A 15,827-nucleotide genomic window follows, 5' to 3' on the forward strand; every position below is an offset into this window, starting at 1 on the left:
TGATGGTCCATGACATGGATGAGCCGTGCGTACTGATCGTCAGTGCGATGGACGACGTCACCGCCGACCTGGTCATTCAGAAGCTGAACGCCCGCGCAGTTCCGGTGGTCCGGCTGGACCCCGGCGACTTCCCTGCCACCGTCGTGGTGAACGCGGCCCTGGACGCGGACGGCCTCGGCGGGAGTGTGCGTACGGCGACCCGTACCATCGACCTGGGCCGGATACGTTCGGTTTACTGGCGTCGGCCGAGTGCCTATGCAGCCACTGAAGGCCTGGCCGAGCAGGACGCTCGCTGGTGTCTCGACCAGGCCCGGTACGGGCTCGGCGGCGTCCTTGGCGCGCTTCCCGGCGCTCACTATGTCAACCACCCCTGGCGCAACCGTGACGCCGAGTACAAGCCCGCCCAGCTCGCCACCGCTGCTCGGTGCGGGCTCACCATCCCGCCGACTCTGGTCACCAACGATGTCGAACAGGCGCGTCAGTTCGCCAGGGACCATGGACCGGTGGTCTACAAGCCTGTCCGGAACAGCGACTACCCCGGTCAGGACGCCGACGGGCTCACTGTGTGGGTCGAGGAGGTGAATCCGTCGGACATCGGCGCAGGCGTCGCGCACACGATCCATTTGTTCCAGGAACGTGTGAACAAGGTGGCTGACGTTCGTCTGACCGTGGTGGACGACGCACTGTTCGCGGTGCGTATCGACGGGGCTTCCGGCCTGGACTGGCGCCGGGACTATGACACGTTGTCCTACACCCTGATCGAGACACCCTCGGAAGTGGCCAAGGGGGCGAGGGCTTATATGGACGCCTTCGGGCTTGTTTTCGGGGCCTTCGACTTCGGGCTTGACGACCGGGGCCGCTGGTGGATGTACGAGTGCAACCCGAACGGCCAGTGGGCCTGGTTCCCCGATCCCATCACTGATCGGATCGCTGTCGCTCTCGCCGATCAACTCCACCACTCAGGAAGGCGCCATGACTGCTGAAGCCGCGGAACTCCGCCGTATCCTCGCCGACCGGATCAGCGAGAACGGATCGCTGACCGACCCCGCATGGCGCGCGGCGGTGGAGGCTGTGCGCCGTGATGTCTTTCTGGGGGAGGACTTCTACCGGGTCAATGGGTCGGTGTGGGAACCCGTACACCGTGCCGAGGTCGGTGAGGAGGCGTGGCTGCGGCTCGCGTACTCCGACACCACATGGGTGACCCAGGTGGATGGAGTGGACGCCGCTGATGCGCCCGGTCCACTGGCCGGCAGGCCTACGTCTTCGTCCACCCTTCCCTCTCTGGTCGTACGGATGCTTGAAGTCGCGGGTATCCGCGACGGAGACAAGGTGCTGGAAGTGGGTACGGGGACCGGCTACTCCACCGCGATCCTCTGCCACCGCCTGGGCGAGGGGAACGTGACGTCGGTCGAGTACGACGCCGGTCTCGCGAAGAGCGCCGCGGAGCATCTGCGCGCGGTCGGTTGCTCTCCGACCCTGGTCACGGGCGACGGGCTCCAGGGATACCGCGAGGGGGCCGAGTACGACGCCGTGGTCGCCACCTGCGCTGTACGGCACATTCCCCACTCCTGGCTGTGGCAGATCCGCGACGGCGGCACCATCACCACCACTCTCAGCGGGTGGATGACAGCCTCCGGGCTGATCCGTCTCACTCTCGACGACGAGGGCGTGGCAACCGGCCGCTTCATCGGGGACACCATCTCGTACATGCTGGCCCGGCCCCATGAACGTCCGCCCCGCCCGACTCTGGTCCCCCGTGCGGGCGAAGCCCGTGCCAGTCGTGTCGATCCCGGCCTCTTCGATGACTGGACCGGTCACTTCGTCGCCCAACTCGCGGCGCCTTCGGCCGAGTTCGTGACCATGGCCGACAGCGTGGTCCTCGTGGACGTGGCCACCGGATCCCAGGCCTGGACCGAACCTGCTGGAGCCGGCTGGACGATTCATCAGAGCGGGCCGTTGCGGCTGTGGGACCAGGTGGAGGCAGCTCTGCTGACATGGCAGGCGGCAGGATCGCCGGACCAGAACGCCTTCGGTATGACCGTCACCGACGAGACGCAGACCGTTTGGCTGGGCAACCCGGACGGGCCGAGCTGGCGGCTGCCGATGTGATCCGCCGTTTGTTCAGATGGGGGATGGTGCCGGTTCGTACCATGAGATGCCGTGCCGATGGTTTTCGAAGCACCCGGCGCCCGGCATGGCAAGGGACAGGAGGAGCGGGCGTTGACATCACGTCGGGCGGGGGAGCGGGCTTGCTGCGCAAGTCACCGTGTCCTGGTGGACGACGCGGTGGGGGCGGAGATCGCGCGGCATGAGTGGGAGACGTACAAGTGCGGCTGCGGACGCTCCGCAAGCCATCTCGTTTCGACCTTGCGGGACGCGGCCGAGGGACATCCGGCCGCGTTTCACGCGCTGGACGACCACATCTTCATCCAGTCGAACCTCCAGCCCCCTGCACCGGCGGTGTGCGCGGTGCTGATGGCCATATGGTTCGCGAGCCCGCCACGTCAGGCGACCCGCGAGGCGTTGCTGTGGACCTTGTCCGCCGTCCTCGGCTGCGAGGAGGACGAGCGCCCCGGCCGTACCTTGTACGGCGAGTGCGCCGCGATCATCCGTACAGGCATTGACCTGGCGCGCCACGAGCGCACCGCGGACCCGACCTCCCTGTCCGCCGCGCACGCCGCGGACATTTTGGAGGCCCTCGGCTAGGACCGCGCGTCAGGAGGCTTGCTCGGGCGACGCGGTGTCCGGAGCGGTGTCGGTGACGAAGTGGTCGAACTCGCCTGCTTTGACGCCGAGGATGAAGGCGCGGAGCTTTTCGGGGCTGGTCGTGACGATGGTGTCCGGGTCGTCGCTCTCGCGGAGCTTGATCGTGCCGTCGTCGGCCGTAGCGATGTAGACACAGCCGTTCGCGTTGGGGCTGAAGGAGGACTTCTGCCACTGGAGGGCGGACACGTGGATTCCCTTTCTCACAAATCTGCCGCGATTTGGTGGATCAGATCGCGGGACTTCGTCGCTTTGAGCGTACAGCCCTCCATGCGGTCCAGAACGGTCCGATACCTGATCAAGTGCGGTTGGGCGTCGAGGAATGTGGCGCCATGTTCCGTGTCGAGTTGGACTGTGTCGAGCGCCGGGACCACTCCAGCCATGTAGTAGATGCTCGCCCCAGCAACGGGGAAGGTGCCCGCGCCGAACGGGATCACCAGGATGGTGACGTGTTCCAACTCGCTTGCGTCGAGAAGGTGCTTCAGTTGCCCGCGGGCCACCTCGGGGCCGCCGAAACCCATGCGCAGGGCGGCTTCATGGATGACCGCCGTCAGCGGCGTCGGATTCTCTCCGTACAACACCACCTGCCGTTTGATCCGGTACGAGACACGGTGTTCCACCTCGTGCGGTGCGAGTACTGGTACCGCATCACTCATGAGCGCGTGGGCATGGGCTCTGGTCTGGAGCAGGCCCGGCAGATGAATCACCGACGCTGTACGCATCGACGTGGCGTGATGCTCCAGTTCGGCCAGATCGAGGGTGTCTGGAGGCAGCATCTCGCGGTACTCGTCCCACCAGCCGCGCGTCCGGCCGCCGGTCATCTCGGTGAGTGCCTCGATATACGCCTCATCCGTACAGGAGTAGCTCCGGGCCAGCGCTCGGACCCGGTCCGCGCCCACCGCGTAACGGCCCGACTCGATGCTGCTGATGCGGGGTTGGGAAGAGCCGTCGAGCACACCGGCCTGGGCCGTGGTCAGGTCCGCCTGCTGGCGGAGTCTGCGGAGTTCGGAGCCGAGGCGCCGTTGCCGCACCGTGGCCGGAAGATTCTTGGGGCGCATCCTTCTCCCTCACTCGTCTGGATGTCTCACGTCGGAGTAGGTAGATGAATCATAGCGGAAGGGCTACGGTGTGAGTCAGGCCACTCCAACTGGCCGCGCCGCAAGGCGCCTTCACATCGCCATGCCCGGCCTCGGCGGGCAGGTGCCGCCCTCTTCCGACAGGGGAATCCCATGACCGTATTGCCGCAGGACCCTGCCCTGGAGCCGTTCGACTTCGGGCGAGAGCTGTACCAATTGGTACGTGACACCGCACCCCGGCTCTTCGCCGTCGTCATCGAGTACTGCGCCGACACGGACGACGCGGACGCCATGGTCGTCGCGTGGGGGTTGGCGTACGAGGACGGGAAGGCCGAGGTCACTCAGATCGAGAGCGGACGGCGGTGGCAGCTCACGGCGCCGGATCATGCCGTGCGGTACTTCCCGCGGTCGAAGGAGTGTTCCCCACGCCTGGTATGGCTCGCGCCGCCGGGCGTTGACGTACACGACCAGGCCCAGGCGGCCTGACGTCGCCCCGAAGGGGCCCTGCTCGCCCTATCTGGGCAGTTCGGCGGATGGATGGCGAGTGACGGGGTACCCGATCTCGAACTCGTCGGAGGACATACGGGTGTCGTTGACTTCCAGTCCTCTGCCGTCGGGGCTGGAGGTGGTGCGGACAATCCGCAGCAGCGGGACGCCCTTGGGCAGGCCGAGCCGGGCGGTCTCGGTCGGGGTGGGCATGCGGGAGTTGACTGTTTCCTCCCAGACCAGAGGGCCATGGCCCATGTCTTCGAGGAGGTCGTAGATGCCGCCGGGGCCGGTGTCACGCTCGGCGAGCCTGGTCCCGCGAGCGATCGCGGCTGGCAGGAAACTGGTCGCCAGCTGTATCGGCCGGTGCGTGTCGGGATCGCCCATGATCCGGTCGCGGATCAGCACGTCCTCGCCCGCCTCTACGCTGAGGGCCACGGCGACGTCGCGTGGAGCCGGGCCCCAGCCAACGGTAGGTGTCTCCAGTGCGGCCCAGGGTTGGGAAGCCGGGTCGAAGTAATACCCGCGTTCGTCGCGGAACACCTGTCGGGCGCGGGTGAGGCGGCGCTTCACCTGGCGGACGCGGACGATGGTGCCGCGACGCCGGATGACTTCCACCAGCCCTTCGGTCTCCAGCTCTGCGATCGCCTCGCGGGCGGTCTGCTTGGCGATGCCGTGCTCGCGTGCGATGTCGGTGATCTTCGGGAGCGCGGTCCCTTCGGGGTACCTCCCTTGCTCGATGGCCGCCCGGAGGCCGAGGGCGACCTGCCGATAGGCGGGGTGGTTCATCAACGTCCTCCTCGGGCACTTGACCTGTCCTCGGACAACTTACCCCTAGCCCTATTGACGAGAGCGCGTACCCCCTTCGAATATAGCCCTAGGACTAATGCCCTTTCAGGGGTGTGATGTCCAGCCCGCTCGGGATGCCCCGGGCGGGAGCCGTCTGCGCGGGTTTTCCGCAGCCGCGCGACCTCTCGGGGAGGGTTTTGTGTCCACCAAGTCCACACCTGGCGACGGACAGCACGGCAAGGGCAGCAAAGGGCTGCCGTCCGGTGCCGCCCGGCAGCGAACCTGGGCGTTCACCAGGGATCTGTTCCAAGGGCTGAAGACGCTTCGGCGCCGGTGAATCTCCACCCGTTGTTCGAGGACGGGGCCGGAGCACGGTCAGTGAATCCGCCGGCCCTCGCCGGCCCTGTTCCTGTTGTCGACTTATCGGCGCTCGCACTGCTGCTGGCCCCGCCGGCGATGCTGGGCGAGTTCGCGCCCGCCGCACCTTGGCGAGGCATTCGCCGCATCCCTTACACACCGCCCTCTTCTTGTGCCCACTGGCTGCCGGAGGCTTTCGCGGCGGCGGTCGCCGAGCAGATCAAGCACACCGAGGCGGTCGGAGTGCTGGTTTCCGGCGGCCTGGACTCGCTTGCGGTCCTTGTCCACGGACTCCAGGCGGCCGAGGGCCGCCGGGTGATCGCACTGACCACCAACCTCGTGGACGACACCGGCCGCGGCGCCGCCGAGGTCGTCCGCGCTCTCCTGCGCGACCTGGACCTGCGTGCCGAGTTGGTGGTGCTCGATCCGGCACGGGACCGCGCCGAGCCGGTATGGTCACCGGTCGGCCCTCGCCTGGACGCGCTGCCGGAAGCGAACGCGGCATCGGCTGTCCGGGCCGCTGATCTCGGCGCCGGGGTGTTGCTCTCGGGCGACGGCGCCGACGAGTTACTGGGCATTCCCCGCTTCGCCACCGCGGCCGTCGCCCGCCGCCGTGGATTGAAGGCGGCAGGCCGTTACGCGGCAGACGTCGCTTCCTCGGGGCCGGGCCTGCCCGGCGAGCTTGCGGCGCTGGCCGCCCGGCTGCTTCCCCGTAAGGCCCGGACCCGGGCCTACTGGGCTGCGAACTGGACGGCCTGGGCCGATCCGGTTGCCCCGGCTGTCCTGGCCGAGCCCTACCGGCAGTTGGCCACCGACTGGGGCCGACGATGGGTGGACGCACGGATCGCCGCACATGCGGAGGCCGACCGAAGCTGGTCGGAGGCTGACGCGTACGACGCGGTCTTCCCTCGCGAGGCGATCCTGCCCTCCGGGCTCCTGCCCGAAGGCTCCCCTTTTCTGACCGAGCATTTTCTCGCTGCGGCGCTCGCTCTGCCTGTCGGCGACCGCTACGATCCCGGCCTGCCCACCGCCTACCTGCGCTGCAAGGCCCAAGTTGTCCGGCTTCTGCCCCGGCACGCGCTCGGCGTGCTGCCGCGACGCAAGCAGTACTTCACCACTGCTCTGGCCAGGCAGGCCGTGACCGGACGGACCGCTCCGGTCTGCGCCGAGGCCGGACTGATCGACCGAGCCGCGCTCGCCGTCGAGACCGACCCCGCTGTCCTTCTGGTCGTTGCCGCACTCGAACACTGGCTCGTCGGGGCACTCCGACACGGCGCCGCGATCGGCTGACCTCAAGGGCGGCGGGTGAAGGAGAACAGCCGGTCGATCTCGACCAGGCCGGCGCGGTCGTACATACGGTTGGCTGCTGCGCGGCTGCGTTCCGGGTGGTCGGCGGGGGCGTCGTCATCGACGAACAGGATCACTTCGCGGGCACCGAGGTCGTGCAGCAGGTCGAAGCTGGACTTCAGGAGGGCTTGGCCCAGTCCTCGCCGCCGAGCGGTGGGCGCGACGCTGATCCACCAGAGCACGCCGATGCCGTCCACGGGCCGGCCGATGGTTGCCTCGGCGGCCAGGGTGCCGCTGTCCCTGATCTCCAGGCGTTTGCCCGGCGGATCCTCGCAGTCGGTCACCTGGCAGTTGACGGTATGGGGCAGGCCAGTGAGTGGCAGCCCAGCATGCATGTAACGCCAGAGGTCCCGGCCCTCGAATCCTGCCGCTGTCAGCGCTTTGTGAGTTACGGGGCGGTGGCGCGACGGCAGGCCCTCCAGCCCCAGCGACAGGGCCGAGGCGAACTCGAACGCCGAGATCGTCCGCCGAGGCCCCAGCGCGGCGAGCGCGTGTGCGATCAGGGCGCTGACGATGTCCGGGTTCTCGCGTCCGTGGAGCCACAGGATGAAGCCGACATCGTCCGTCGGCCTCACTGCGTAGGACACAACGCCCAGGACCGCTCCGGAGGTGTCGTGGACCACCTCCGTGACCGGAGAGCCGAGTTCGGCCCACCAACCGGAGTCGACCGGCGAGCGCCCGGCCAGGGCCTCGTTCAGCATCGCCGCCGTCGTTTCCAGCTGCCCGGCGATCCGGTCGGCGTTGACCAGGGCGAGCACAGCGGCCTCGTCCCGGGGCTCGTACCGACGGACCAGCAGACCAGCCTTCAAGCTCGACACAGACAGCGCCTCCTTGCGAAATCACGCCCCGGACAAGCCTGCCCGCACAGGCTTCTGGACGCCAATTTCACGAGGCGGCCTGACTCGCGCTCGGCGGAGCGCCGGCGCTTTCGGGGCTACGCGTCCTGCCGGTTGAGGCGTTCGCGTACAGCCGTTGCCCGTGGGTCCTCGTACGGGGCGATCAGTTGCAGCGCCTGGGACCTGTGCCGGTGCGCTGCGGCAGGGTCCGTGTCGGTCAGGGCTGCCGCCAGCGCCTCCAGGGCCAGTGCTTCGTTCCAGGCGTCGGCGAGGTCGTGGTGGGCGGCGGCGGTCCGTCGGTGGAAGTGGGCCGCTTCCTCCGGTCTGCCGAGTGCGCGGTACGTTTCGCCCGCACCCAGCCAGGACATCGCTTCGCGACTGCGGTTGCCGAGGCGCCGGTGCAGATCGGCGGAGCGCTGGTACGAGGCGAGCGCGTCCGCGAGGCGGCCAAGTTCACGCTGGGCGTCGCCGAGAGCGAGGAGCCAATAGCCTTCGTAGATCTGGTCACGCAGGGCGAGGGCGATGTCCAGGGCCTGTTCGGCTGAACGAAGGGCCGGCTCCAACTCGCCCTGTTCGCGCTGCAAACAGCTCAGTATGCGCAGTGCGTTGCCTTCGCCACCTGGATTCCCGATTGCGCGGTGAGCGGTCAGAGCTTCATGGACATAGGCAGAAGCCTCCGGCAGGCGCCCGGCGTTGTAGTGCGTCGTGGCCAGGTTCGACAGGGCGGAGGCCGCCCAGCGCTCGGAGCCCGCCGCCTGCCAGAGCGCCGCTGCCTGCTCGAAATGAGATGCGGCGGCATCCAGTTGACGGCGGCGCAGCTCGATGAGACCGATCAGGTTCAGCGAATCCGCTTCGCCCCAGCGGTCGCTGTTGGCGCGGCGGATCGACAGTGCCTGCCGGTGGCAGTCCAGGCTCTCGTCCCATTGATTGATCCGGTGGTGTGCCAGACCCAGGCAGGTGAGCAGGTGGGCCTCGGCGGCAGAGTCGTTCACCCGGCGGGCAGCGGCCAGTCCCGTGGCGCCTACGGCCAGCCAGTCGGTCATGGACGCGGCCGGCGGCTGCACGTACCAGAGGACCAGCGCCAACTTCCATGCCAGTACGTCGTGTTCACCGGCAGCGGCGGTCACTGTCCGCAGCAGGTTGGTGTGTTCGCGCTCCGCCCAGTCCATCGCCGTGTCGTAGTCCGCGAAATCCACTGGTGGCGCGGCCTCGTCGGGCGGCTCGGGGAGAGGCGTTCGTTCCACGGCGGGTGCGAGCTTGCCTCGTGCTGCCTCGGCGGTGCACAGATACCAGCTCAGCACACGGTGAAGAGCGGCCTGTGCTTCGTCCGAAGGCCCTTCCTGCTGCGCGAGTTCGGCGGCGTACGCGCGGAGCAGGTCATGGAACTGGTAGCGGTCGGGTCCCGTCTGCTCCAGAAGATGCGCACCCACGAGGGAGTCGAGCAACTGCCGCGTCTTGACGACGGGCAGCGCGGCCAGCGCGGCGGCGGCGCGCAGGCCGAACTCCGGCCCGGGATGCAGACCGAGCCGCCGGAAGAGCGTCGCGCCTGGTTCGGGCAGGGCGCGATAGGACCACGCGAATACGGTACGGACGGCCTCGGCCTCTTCGGCATCCCCGATGCTGAGCGCGTCCCAGAGGACGGATTCGTCGCGCAGCTCGGCGATCAGATCGGCCAGACGCAGATGTGGGCTGCTCGCGGCGCGTTCCCCGGCGATGCGCAGGGCCAGCGGCAGTGCGGCGCACAGCCTGGCGAGTTCGGTGAACTCAAGGAGATCGTCGTCGGCCCGATAGTCAGCGGTCACTGCGCGAAGGAGAGCCACGGCTTCCGGCTCGGGCAGTGTGCCGAGTGTCAGTCGGCGCGCTCCGTCCCGTACCGCGAGCCCTGACAGCCTGCTGCGGCTCGTGACCACCGTCAGGCAGCGCGTGCTGCCGGGCAGCAGTGGACGGACCTGGGCGACGCTGGCCGCGTTGTCCAGGATGATCAGCATGGTGCGGTCGGCCAGCAAGGAGCGGTAGTACGCGCTGGCCGCTTCGGGATCCTGCGGTACTGAGTCGGCGTGCGCACCGAGAGCCGACAGGAATCCGCGCAGGGCCTCTTGCGCGCTCAATGGCTGACCCGGGTCGTAGCCGCGCAGGTTGACGTACAACTGCCCGTCTGGGAAGCGGTCACGGACCTGATGGGCCCAGTGCAGTACGAGCGAGGTCTTGCCCGCACCGGCGGTGCCCGCGACGACGCAGACCGGGGTGGTGACGGGGTCGCCGTCCTCGGCGGGCAGGACAGCGTTCAGCCGGTCCAGTTCGGTGGTGCGGTTGATGAAACGAGAATTGTCGCCCGGCAACTGCCGTGGCACGGGGCCTTCGCGCCTGGTCGGGGCCCCTCCGGGCGTTCCATGCCGATGGAAGTGGACCCCGCCGGTGACGCTCCCGGCCTGGACGACGTCATGGGACGCCCCCGACAGGTCGTTGCGGGATCTGCTGGGCACGTCTGATGCACTGTTCGACGGATCGCTGTGCTCGTCGATGATTCACTCCGGCTACGGGACGGGCGCGGGCAGAGGGGCGATTTCGCGTGCGAAGTACGAGGCGATGTCCTCACCCACCTTGTAGAGCGATTGAATGTAGTGCTCCCAGGAACGGACCTGCTGCTGGTCGGTGAAACGGATCGCCCCCATGGGCTGTCCATTGTCGGAGTAGATGACGTTGTACAGGGTCTGGCTGCCGAGGACCACGATTTCAGGAAGCTGCTGCGCCTTCTCGGCGTCCGCCACTTGTTCCGCGGTGACGATCCGTACGCGGTTTCCGCCTAGCTCGTCCTGTTGTACCAGCGAATACAGTTCCCACTGCACATAAGGCGTGACAGGCTGCTCCACAATGCGTACACGGTGAAAGGTGTACCGGCGACGGTCGTACTCCCGTGCCTTGGCCATGATGGCGTCCCGGGTCTCGGCGAAGAGGCGTAGCACTTCCTGCCAGTCACCACGAGTGAGCGCGTCCCGGCTGGGGCTGTTCTGTTCCTCGAAGTACTGCCGACGCTCCAGTTTCCACGAGGCGCCGTCGTGGATGACTGCCTGACGTTCCCTGAAGTCGCGCTTGTAGTCCTTGCTGACGAGCCGCACACCCAACTCAGGGTCGATCGTCGGCACATTCAGATCAAGCATCCGGAATATCCACTTTCGCCGCACTGAGCATGTTGCCGGGGATTACCACAAGGCGTTCATCCGCCGCCAGAGAGACTCCGGCAGGCAACCTCGCCGAATAGACTGCCGTGAGATCTCGGCCTATGACCACGACATCGCCATTGTCGAGCTGCCAGATGTCCGGGCAGTCTTCCTCGTCCTGCGAATTTCCGAGTTCCTGCGCCGTCCTGCCGAGGCGCCGTTCGAATAACGCGGAAGGATCTGCTTCCCAGGGACGGTTCATTGCTGCCTCCGGTGAGGAGCCCGGCGTATGAGTGTCACAGATTTTACGGGGACTGATTACGCAAAGCAACGTCGCATGTGGGCGGGTTCGCGCCATCGTCCTTCACGGCCGGCGCTTCGGCGTCCCGGCGCGGGCGTGGGTGCTCGGACGTAAGTGCCAGTCTCAGGGCCAGGTTTGGGGGCAAATCTGTCCATTACACTCCGCTCTGGATTCGCTACGAACGGTAGTGAACCGAGAGTGCAGGAGGATGCGTCATGGTCAAGGGCATGCGCAGGAACGTGGGGATGGCGGCCGTCGCGGCGGCCGGGTGTGTTGCTGTGGTGGTGGGCTCGTTGAGTCCGGCGGTTGCCGGTGGTGCGGAGGAGTCGGGCTCGCCGCGCGCCGTTACGGTCGAGCAGATCACGCTGCGGCTGGCGAGTGACCCGGGGCAGGTCGCGAACGTACGGGGGAACTCCTCGGAGAACGGGGCCGACATCATCCAGTGGCCTCTGTCCCGCGCGGCCAATGAGCGCTGGGAGCCGGAGAGCACGGGTGGCGGCTACTACCGCTTCAGGTCGCTCACCAGCGGCAAGTGCGTCAACGTCAAGGGCGGCGGCTCGGCCGACGGCACGCCGGTCATCCAGTACACATGCGGCACCGCCGCCAATGAGCAGTGGCGGCTGGTCCCCAAGGGCCGGGGCTACCAGCTCGTGGCCCGGTCCAGTGGCAAGTGTCTGAACGTCAAGGGCGGCGTGGGCCAGGGCAACCAGCTCATCCAGTACCGGTGCACCGACGCCGGTGCCGCCAATGACGTATGGCTCCTCTCGTGGGAGACCCGCCTGGCCTGAGCGGCCGTGCGCGCGGGGGCGTCCCACCTGGGGCGCCCCCGCCTGCGCGTGGTCCCGGCCCTGCGCGTGGTCCCGGCCGCAGCCAGGCGGTCCCGTCCGTCCCCGCCCGGCCGCCCCGTCCCCCGGTGTCCGTCGCGCGTCGTACGCTGGAGAACCCCCGGCCCGTGCGACGTGTCGGGTCCTTCGCGTTGCCCACCGCCTGGATGGAACCCCTTCATGAGCCTGCACGGTCTGCTCGACGCCGTTGTCCGTGATCCGGCGCTCGCCGAAGCGGTGAAGGCCGCCACCGCCGGTCACCGTAGGCATGTCGACCTGGTCGGACCGCCCGCCGCGCGGCCCTTCGCCGTGGCCGCGCTGGCGCGCGAGGCCGGGCGGCCCGTGCTGGCCGTGACCGCCACCGGGCGGGAGGCCGAGGATCTCGCGGCGGCCCTGCGGTCCCTGCTGGACCCGGACACCGTTGTGGAGTACCCGTCCTGGGAGACCCTGCCGCACGAGCGGCTCTCCCCGCGCTCCGACACCGTCGGCCGCCGGCTCGCCGTGCTGCGCCGGCTTGCGCATCCCGCGAAGGACGATCCGACGGCCGGCCCGGTCAGCGTGGTGGTCTCGCCCGTACGGTCGGTGCTCCAGCCGCAGGTCAAAGGGCTCGGCGATCTGGAGCCGGTGGCGCTGCGCTCAGGGCAGAGCGCCGATCTGAACGCGGTGACGGAGGCGCTGGCGGCAGCCGCGTACGCCCGGGTCGAGCTGGTCGAGAAGCGCGGCGAGTTCGCGGTGCGCGGCGGCATCCTGGATGTCTTCCCGCCCACCGAGGAGCATCCCCTGCGGGTGGAGTTCTGGGGCGACGACGTCGAGGAGATCCGCTACTTCAAGGTCGCCGACCAGCGCTCCCTGGAGGTCGCCGAGCACGGACTGTGGGCGCCGCCCTGTCGTGAGCTGCTGCTCACTCCGCAGGTACGGGAGCGGGCCGCCGCGCTCGCCGAGGAGCATCCCGAGCTGGGCGAGCTGCTCGGCAAGATCGCGGAAGGGATCGCGGTCGAGGGCATGGAGTCCCTCGCTCCCGTCCTCGTGGACGACATGGAGCTGCTGCTCGACGTGCTGCCGGCCGGCGCGATGGCCCTGGTCTGCGATCCCGAGCGGGTCAGGACGAGGGCCGCGGACCTGGTGGCGACCAGCCAGGAGTTCCTCCAGGCGTCCTGGGCCGCCACCGCGGGCGGCGGCGAGGCCCCGATCGATGTCGGCGCGGCCTCGCTCTGGGGCATCGCGGACGTCCGGGAGCGGGCGCGCGAGCTGGGCATGATGTGGTGGTCGGTGTCCCCGTTCGCCGTTGACGAGGACCTCACCGAGGAGTCCATCACGCTCGGGATGCACGCGCCCGAGTCGTACCGCGGTGACACCGCCCGCGCGCTCGCCGACACCAAGGGCTGGCTCGCCGACGGCTGGCGCACCGTCTTCGTCACGGAGGGCCATGGCACGGCCTCCCGTACGGTCGAGGTGCTGAGCGGCGAGGGCATCCCGGCCCGGCTCGACATCCCGGCCCGGCTCGACACCCCGGGGGCGCGCGGCGTACGTGGTCTGGCCGAGATCACTCCGGCCGTCGTCCATGTCGCCACCGGCTCGATCGACTACGGATTCGTCGATCCTGACCTCAAGCTGGCCGTGCTCACCGAGACCGATCTCTCCGGCCAGAAGGCGGCCGGCAAGGACGGCGCCCGGATGCCGGCCAAGCGCCGCAAGACCATCGATCCGCTCACGCTGGAGGCGGGCGACTACATCGTGCACGAGCAGCACGGCGTGGGCCGCTATGTGGAGATGGTGCAGCGCACGGTGCAGGGCGCGACGCGTGAGTATCTGCTGGTCGAGTACGCGCCGGCCAAGCGCGGCCAGCCCGGCGACCGTCTCTACATCCCCACCGACCAGCTCGAACAGGTCACCAAGTACGTCGGCGGCGAGGCCCCGACGCTGCACCGCCTCGGCGGCGCGGACTGGACGAAGACCAAGCAGCGCGCCAAGAAGGCCGTCAAGGAGATCGCCGCCGATCTGATCAAGCTCTACTCGGCGCGCATGGCCGCTCCCGGCCATGCCTTCGGCCCGGACACACCCTGGCAGCGGGAGCTGGAGGACGCCTTCCCTTACGTGGAGACGCCCGACCAGCTCTCCACCATCGCCGAGGTCAAGGAGGACATGGAGAAGACGGTCCCGATGGACCGGCTGATCTGCGGCGATGTCGGCTACGGCAAGACGGAGATCGCCGTACGGGCGGCCTTCAAGGCGGTCCAGGACGGTAAGCAGGTCGCGGTCCTGGTGCCGACGACACTGCTGGTGCAGCAGCACTTCGGTACGTTCTCCGAGCGGTACGCGCAGTTTCCGGTCTCCGTGAAGGCCCTGTCCCGCTTCCAGTCGGACGCGGAGGCGAAGGCCACGCTCCAAGGGCTGCGCGAGGGCGCGGTCGATGTCGTCATCGGTACGCACCGGCTGTTCTCGGCCGAGACCAAGTTCAAGGATCTGGGCCTGGTCATCGTGGACGAGGAGCAGCGCTTCGGCGTGGAGCACAAGGAGCAGCTCAAGAAGCTCCGCGCCAATGTGGATGTGCTGACCATGTCCGCGACGCCCATTCCCCGTACGTTGGAGATGGCCGTCACCGGTATCCGCGAGATGTCGACCATCACGACACCGCCGGAGGAGCGGCATCCGGTGCTGACGTTCGTCGGACCGTACGAGGAGAAGCAGATCGGCGCGGCCGTACGGCGCGAGCTGCTGCGCGAGGGCCAGGTCTTCTACATCCACAACCGGGTGGAGTCGATCGACCGGGCCGCGGCCCGGCTGCGCGAGATCGTGCCCGAGGCGCGGATCGCGACGGCGCACGGACAGATGGGCGAGAACGCGCTGGAGCAGGTGGTGGTGGACTTCTGGGAGAAGAGGTTCGACGTCCTGGTCTCCACGACGATCGTGGAGTCCGGAATCGACATCTCCAACGCCAACACCCTGATCGTGGAGCGCGGTGACAACTTCGGTCTCTCGCAGCTCCATCAGCTCCGCGGCCGGGTCGGGCGAGGGCGGGAGCGCGGATACTCGTACTTCCTGTATCCGCCGGAGAAGCCGCTGACCGAGACCGCGCACGAGCGGCTCGCGACGATCGCCCAGCACACGGAGATGGGCGCGGGCATGTATGTCGCCATGAAGGACCTGGAGATCCGCGGCGCGGGCAATCTGCTCGGCGGCGAGCAGTCCGGGCATATCGCGGGCGTCGGCTTCGACCTGTACGTACGGATGGTGGGCGAGGCGGTCGCGGACTACCGGGCGTCGGTCGACGGCTCGGTGGAGGAGGAGCCGCCGCTGGAGGTCAAGATCGAGCTCCCGGTGGACGCGCATGTCCCGCACGACTACGCGCCGGGCGAGCGGCTGCGGCTCCAGGCGTACCGCGCGATCGCCTCCGCCAACACCGAGGCGGACATTACGGCGGTCCGCGAGGAGCTGACCGACCGCTACGGCAAGCTCCCGGAGCCGGTGGAGAATCTGCTGCTGGTGGCGGGCCTGCGGATGCTCGCGCGGGCGTGCGGCGTGGGCGAGATCGTGCTCCAGGGCCAGAACATCCGCTTCGCGCCGGTGGAGCTGAGGGAGTCGCAGGAGCTCCGCCTCAAGCGGCTCCATCCTCGTACGGTCATCAAACCGGCCGTCCACCAGATCCTGGTCCCGCGCCCGACGACGGGCAAGATCGGCGGAAAGCCGGTGGTGGGCCGGGAACTGCTGGCGTGGACGGGCGAGTTCTTGGCGACGATCCTGGGCTCGTAGGCACCGTCCGGTACGGGACACCTTCCGGTACGGGCGTGGGGGGGGGGCGGGCGGGCAACCCCCCCCCGGGGGGCCCGGGACCGAGCGCAAACCAGAGACAGCCCCGTGCAAGAGGTACGCAACCGTAAGACGAGAGCGCC

15 protein-coding genes are annotated in these 15,827 nt (G+C 68.5%); 8 read left to right on the plus strand and 7 right to left on the minus strand.

Features of this window, described 5'->3' with window-relative positions; genetic code table 11:
- Positions 1 to 14 precede the first annotated feature (14 nt).
- From tgmB to ACFV6H_RS05155, 3 genes are all read left to right on the plus strand, one after another.
- On the plus strand, positions 15 to 983 hold the full coding sequence (tgmB, locus tag ACFV6H_RS05145) for an ATP-grasp ribosomal peptide maturase (protein ID WP_385538733.1): 969 nt from the start codon (positions 15 to 17) through the stop codon (positions 981 to 983).
- Positions 973 to 2,109 carry an ATP-grasp peptide maturase system methyltransferase gene (gene tgmC / locus ACFV6H_RS05150; protein ID WP_385538735.1) on the plus strand — a complete coding sequence of 379 codons (1,137 nt, stop codon included), beginning with the start codon at positions 973 to 975 and terminating at the stop codon, positions 2,107 to 2,109. Before tgmB ends, tgmC begins: the two co-directional genes overlap by 11 nt.
- Positions 2,110 to 2,274: 165 nt before the next feature.
- Positions 2,275 to 2,706: a hypothetical protein gene (locus ACFV6H_RS05155; RefSeq protein ID WP_385538737.1), complete on the plus strand. Its 432-nt coding sequence runs from the start codon at positions 2,275 to 2,277 to the stop codon at positions 2,704 to 2,706.
- Between the two features lie 9 nt (positions 2,707 to 2,715).
- Here ACFV6H_RS05155 and ACFV6H_RS05160 read toward each other — a convergent pair whose 3' ends face one another.
- Together ACFV6H_RS05160 and ACFV6H_RS05165 are read right to left on the minus strand one after the other, a co-directional pair.
- Positions 2,716 to 2,952, minus strand: coding sequence for a DUF397 domain-containing protein (locus tag ACFV6H_RS05160; RefSeq protein ID WP_385538739.1), 237 nt, complete (start codon positions 2,950 to 2,952; stop codon positions 2,716 to 2,718).
- Between the two features lie 14 nt (positions 2,953 to 2,966).
- Entirely contained in the window at positions 2,967 to 3,821 is an 855-nt protein-coding gene (locus ACFV6H_RS05165) for a helix-turn-helix domain-containing protein (protein ID WP_384977334.1), read from the minus strand.
- A gap of 171 nt (positions 3,822 to 3,992) precedes the next feature.
- Here ACFV6H_RS05165 and ACFV6H_RS05170 point away from each other — a divergent pair, with 171 nt between their 5' ends.
- On the plus strand, positions 3,993 to 4,325 hold the full coding sequence (locus ACFV6H_RS05170) for a hypothetical protein (protein ID WP_385538741.1): 333 nt from the start codon (positions 3,993 to 3,995) through the stop codon (positions 4,323 to 4,325).
- A 27-nt stretch (positions 4,326 to 4,352) separates the two neighbouring features.
- Here ACFV6H_RS05170 and ACFV6H_RS05175 read toward each other — a convergent pair whose 3' ends face one another.
- Positions 4,353 to 5,114, minus strand: a complete 762-nt coding sequence (locus ACFV6H_RS05175) for a GntR family transcriptional regulator (protein WP_385538743.1) — start codon at positions 5,112 to 5,114, stop codon at positions 4,353 to 4,355.
- A gap of 199 nt (positions 5,115 to 5,313) precedes the next feature.
- On the opposite strand from ACFV6H_RS05175, the gene ACFV6H_RS05180 reads away from it, so the two are divergent.
- Complete coding sequence (locus ACFV6H_RS05180; protein ID WP_384785331.1) at positions 5,314 to 5,451, plus strand: hypothetical protein; 138 nt, start codon at positions 5,314 to 5,316, stop codon at positions 5,449 to 5,451.
- A 41-nt stretch (positions 5,452 to 5,492) separates the two neighbouring features.
- Entirely contained in the window at positions 5,493 to 6,761 is a 1,269-nt protein-coding gene (locus ACFV6H_RS05185) for an asparagine synthase-related protein (RefSeq protein ID WP_385538746.1), read from the plus strand.
- A gap of 2 nt (positions 6,762 to 6,763) precedes the next feature.
- On the opposite strand, the gene ACFV6H_RS05190 is transcribed toward ACFV6H_RS05185, so the two are convergent.
- The 4 genes from ACFV6H_RS05190 to ACFV6H_RS05205 all read right to left on the minus strand — a co-directional run bounded on the left by ACFV6H_RS05190 (position 6,764) and on the right by ACFV6H_RS05205 (position 11,074).
- Positions 6,764 to 7,636: a GNAT family N-acetyltransferase gene (locus ACFV6H_RS05190; RefSeq protein WP_385538749.1), complete on the minus strand. Its 873-nt coding sequence runs from the start codon at positions 7,634 to 7,636 to the stop codon at positions 6,764 to 6,766.
- 116 nt (positions 7,637 to 7,752) lie between these two features.
- The gene (locus ACFV6H_RS05195; protein ID WP_385538751.1) at positions 7,753 to 10,005 is read right to left on the minus strand and encodes an ATP-binding protein; all 2,253 of its coding nucleotides are present in this window, start codon (positions 10,003 to 10,005) and stop codon (positions 7,753 to 7,755) included.
- A 183-nt stretch (positions 10,006 to 10,188) separates the two neighbouring features.
- Complete coding sequence (locus tag ACFV6H_RS05200) at positions 10,189 to 10,797, minus strand: DUF6879 family protein (RefSeq protein ID WP_385538753.1); 609 nt, start codon at positions 10,795 to 10,797, stop codon at positions 10,189 to 10,191.
- A gap of 7 nt (positions 10,798 to 10,804) precedes the next feature.
- Positions 10,805 to 11,074, minus strand: coding sequence for a hypothetical protein (locus ACFV6H_RS05205; RefSeq protein WP_384977353.1), 270 nt, complete (start codon positions 11,072 to 11,074; stop codon positions 10,805 to 10,807).
- A gap of 266 nt (positions 11,075 to 11,340) precedes the next feature.
- Here ACFV6H_RS05205 and ACFV6H_RS05210 point away from each other — a divergent pair, with 266 nt between their 5' ends.
- Together ACFV6H_RS05210 and mfd are read left to right on the plus strand one after the other, a co-directional pair.
- Positions 11,341 to 11,901, plus strand: a complete 561-nt coding sequence (locus tag ACFV6H_RS05210) for an RICIN domain-containing protein (protein WP_385538755.1) — start codon at positions 11,341 to 11,343, stop codon at positions 11,899 to 11,901.
- 216 nt (positions 11,902 to 12,117) lie between these two features.
- Complete coding sequence (gene mfd, locus ACFV6H_RS05215; protein ID WP_385538757.1) at positions 12,118 to 15,687, plus strand: transcription-repair coupling factor; 3,570 nt, start codon at positions 12,118 to 12,120, stop codon at positions 15,685 to 15,687.
- Positions 15,688 to 15,827 lie beyond the last annotated feature (140 nt).

Source organism: Streptomyces sp. NPDC059743, assembly GCF_042732975.1.
GTDB lineage: Bacteria > Actinomycetota > Actinomycetes > Streptomycetales > Streptomycetaceae > Streptomyces.

Bases quoted from the DNA above. Each gene is read 5' to 3' on its own strand.
- tgmB (WP_385538733.1), top strand. From the start codon at position 15: ATGGATGAGCCGTGCGTACTGATCGTCAGTGCGATGGACGACGTCACC.
- tgmC (WP_385538735.1), top strand. From the start codon at position 973: ATGACTGCTGAAGCCGCGGAACTCCGCCGTATCCTCGCCGACCGGATC.
- ACFV6H_RS05165 (WP_384977334.1), bottom strand. From the start codon at position 3,821: ATGCGCCCCAAGAATCTTCCGGCCACGGTGCGGCAACGGCGCCTCGGC.
- ACFV6H_RS05170 (WP_385538741.1), top strand. From the start codon at position 3,993: ATGACCGTATTGCCGCAGGACCCTGCCCTGGAGCCGTTCGACTTCGGG.
- ACFV6H_RS05175 (WP_385538743.1), bottom strand. From the start codon at position 5,114: ATGAACCACCCCGCCTATCGGCAGGTCGCCCTCGGCCTCCGGGCGGCC.
- ACFV6H_RS05205 (WP_384977353.1), bottom strand. From the start codon at position 11,074: ATGAACCGTCCCTGGGAAGCAGATCCTTCCGCGTTATTCGAACGGCGC.
- ACFV6H_RS05210 (WP_385538755.1), top strand. From the start codon at position 11,341: ATGCGCAGGAACGTGGGGATGGCGGCCGTCGCGGCGGCCGGGTGTGTT.
- mfd (WP_385538757.1), top strand. From the start codon at position 12,118: ATGAGCCTGCACGGTCTGCTCGACGCCGTTGTCCGTGATCCGGCGCTC.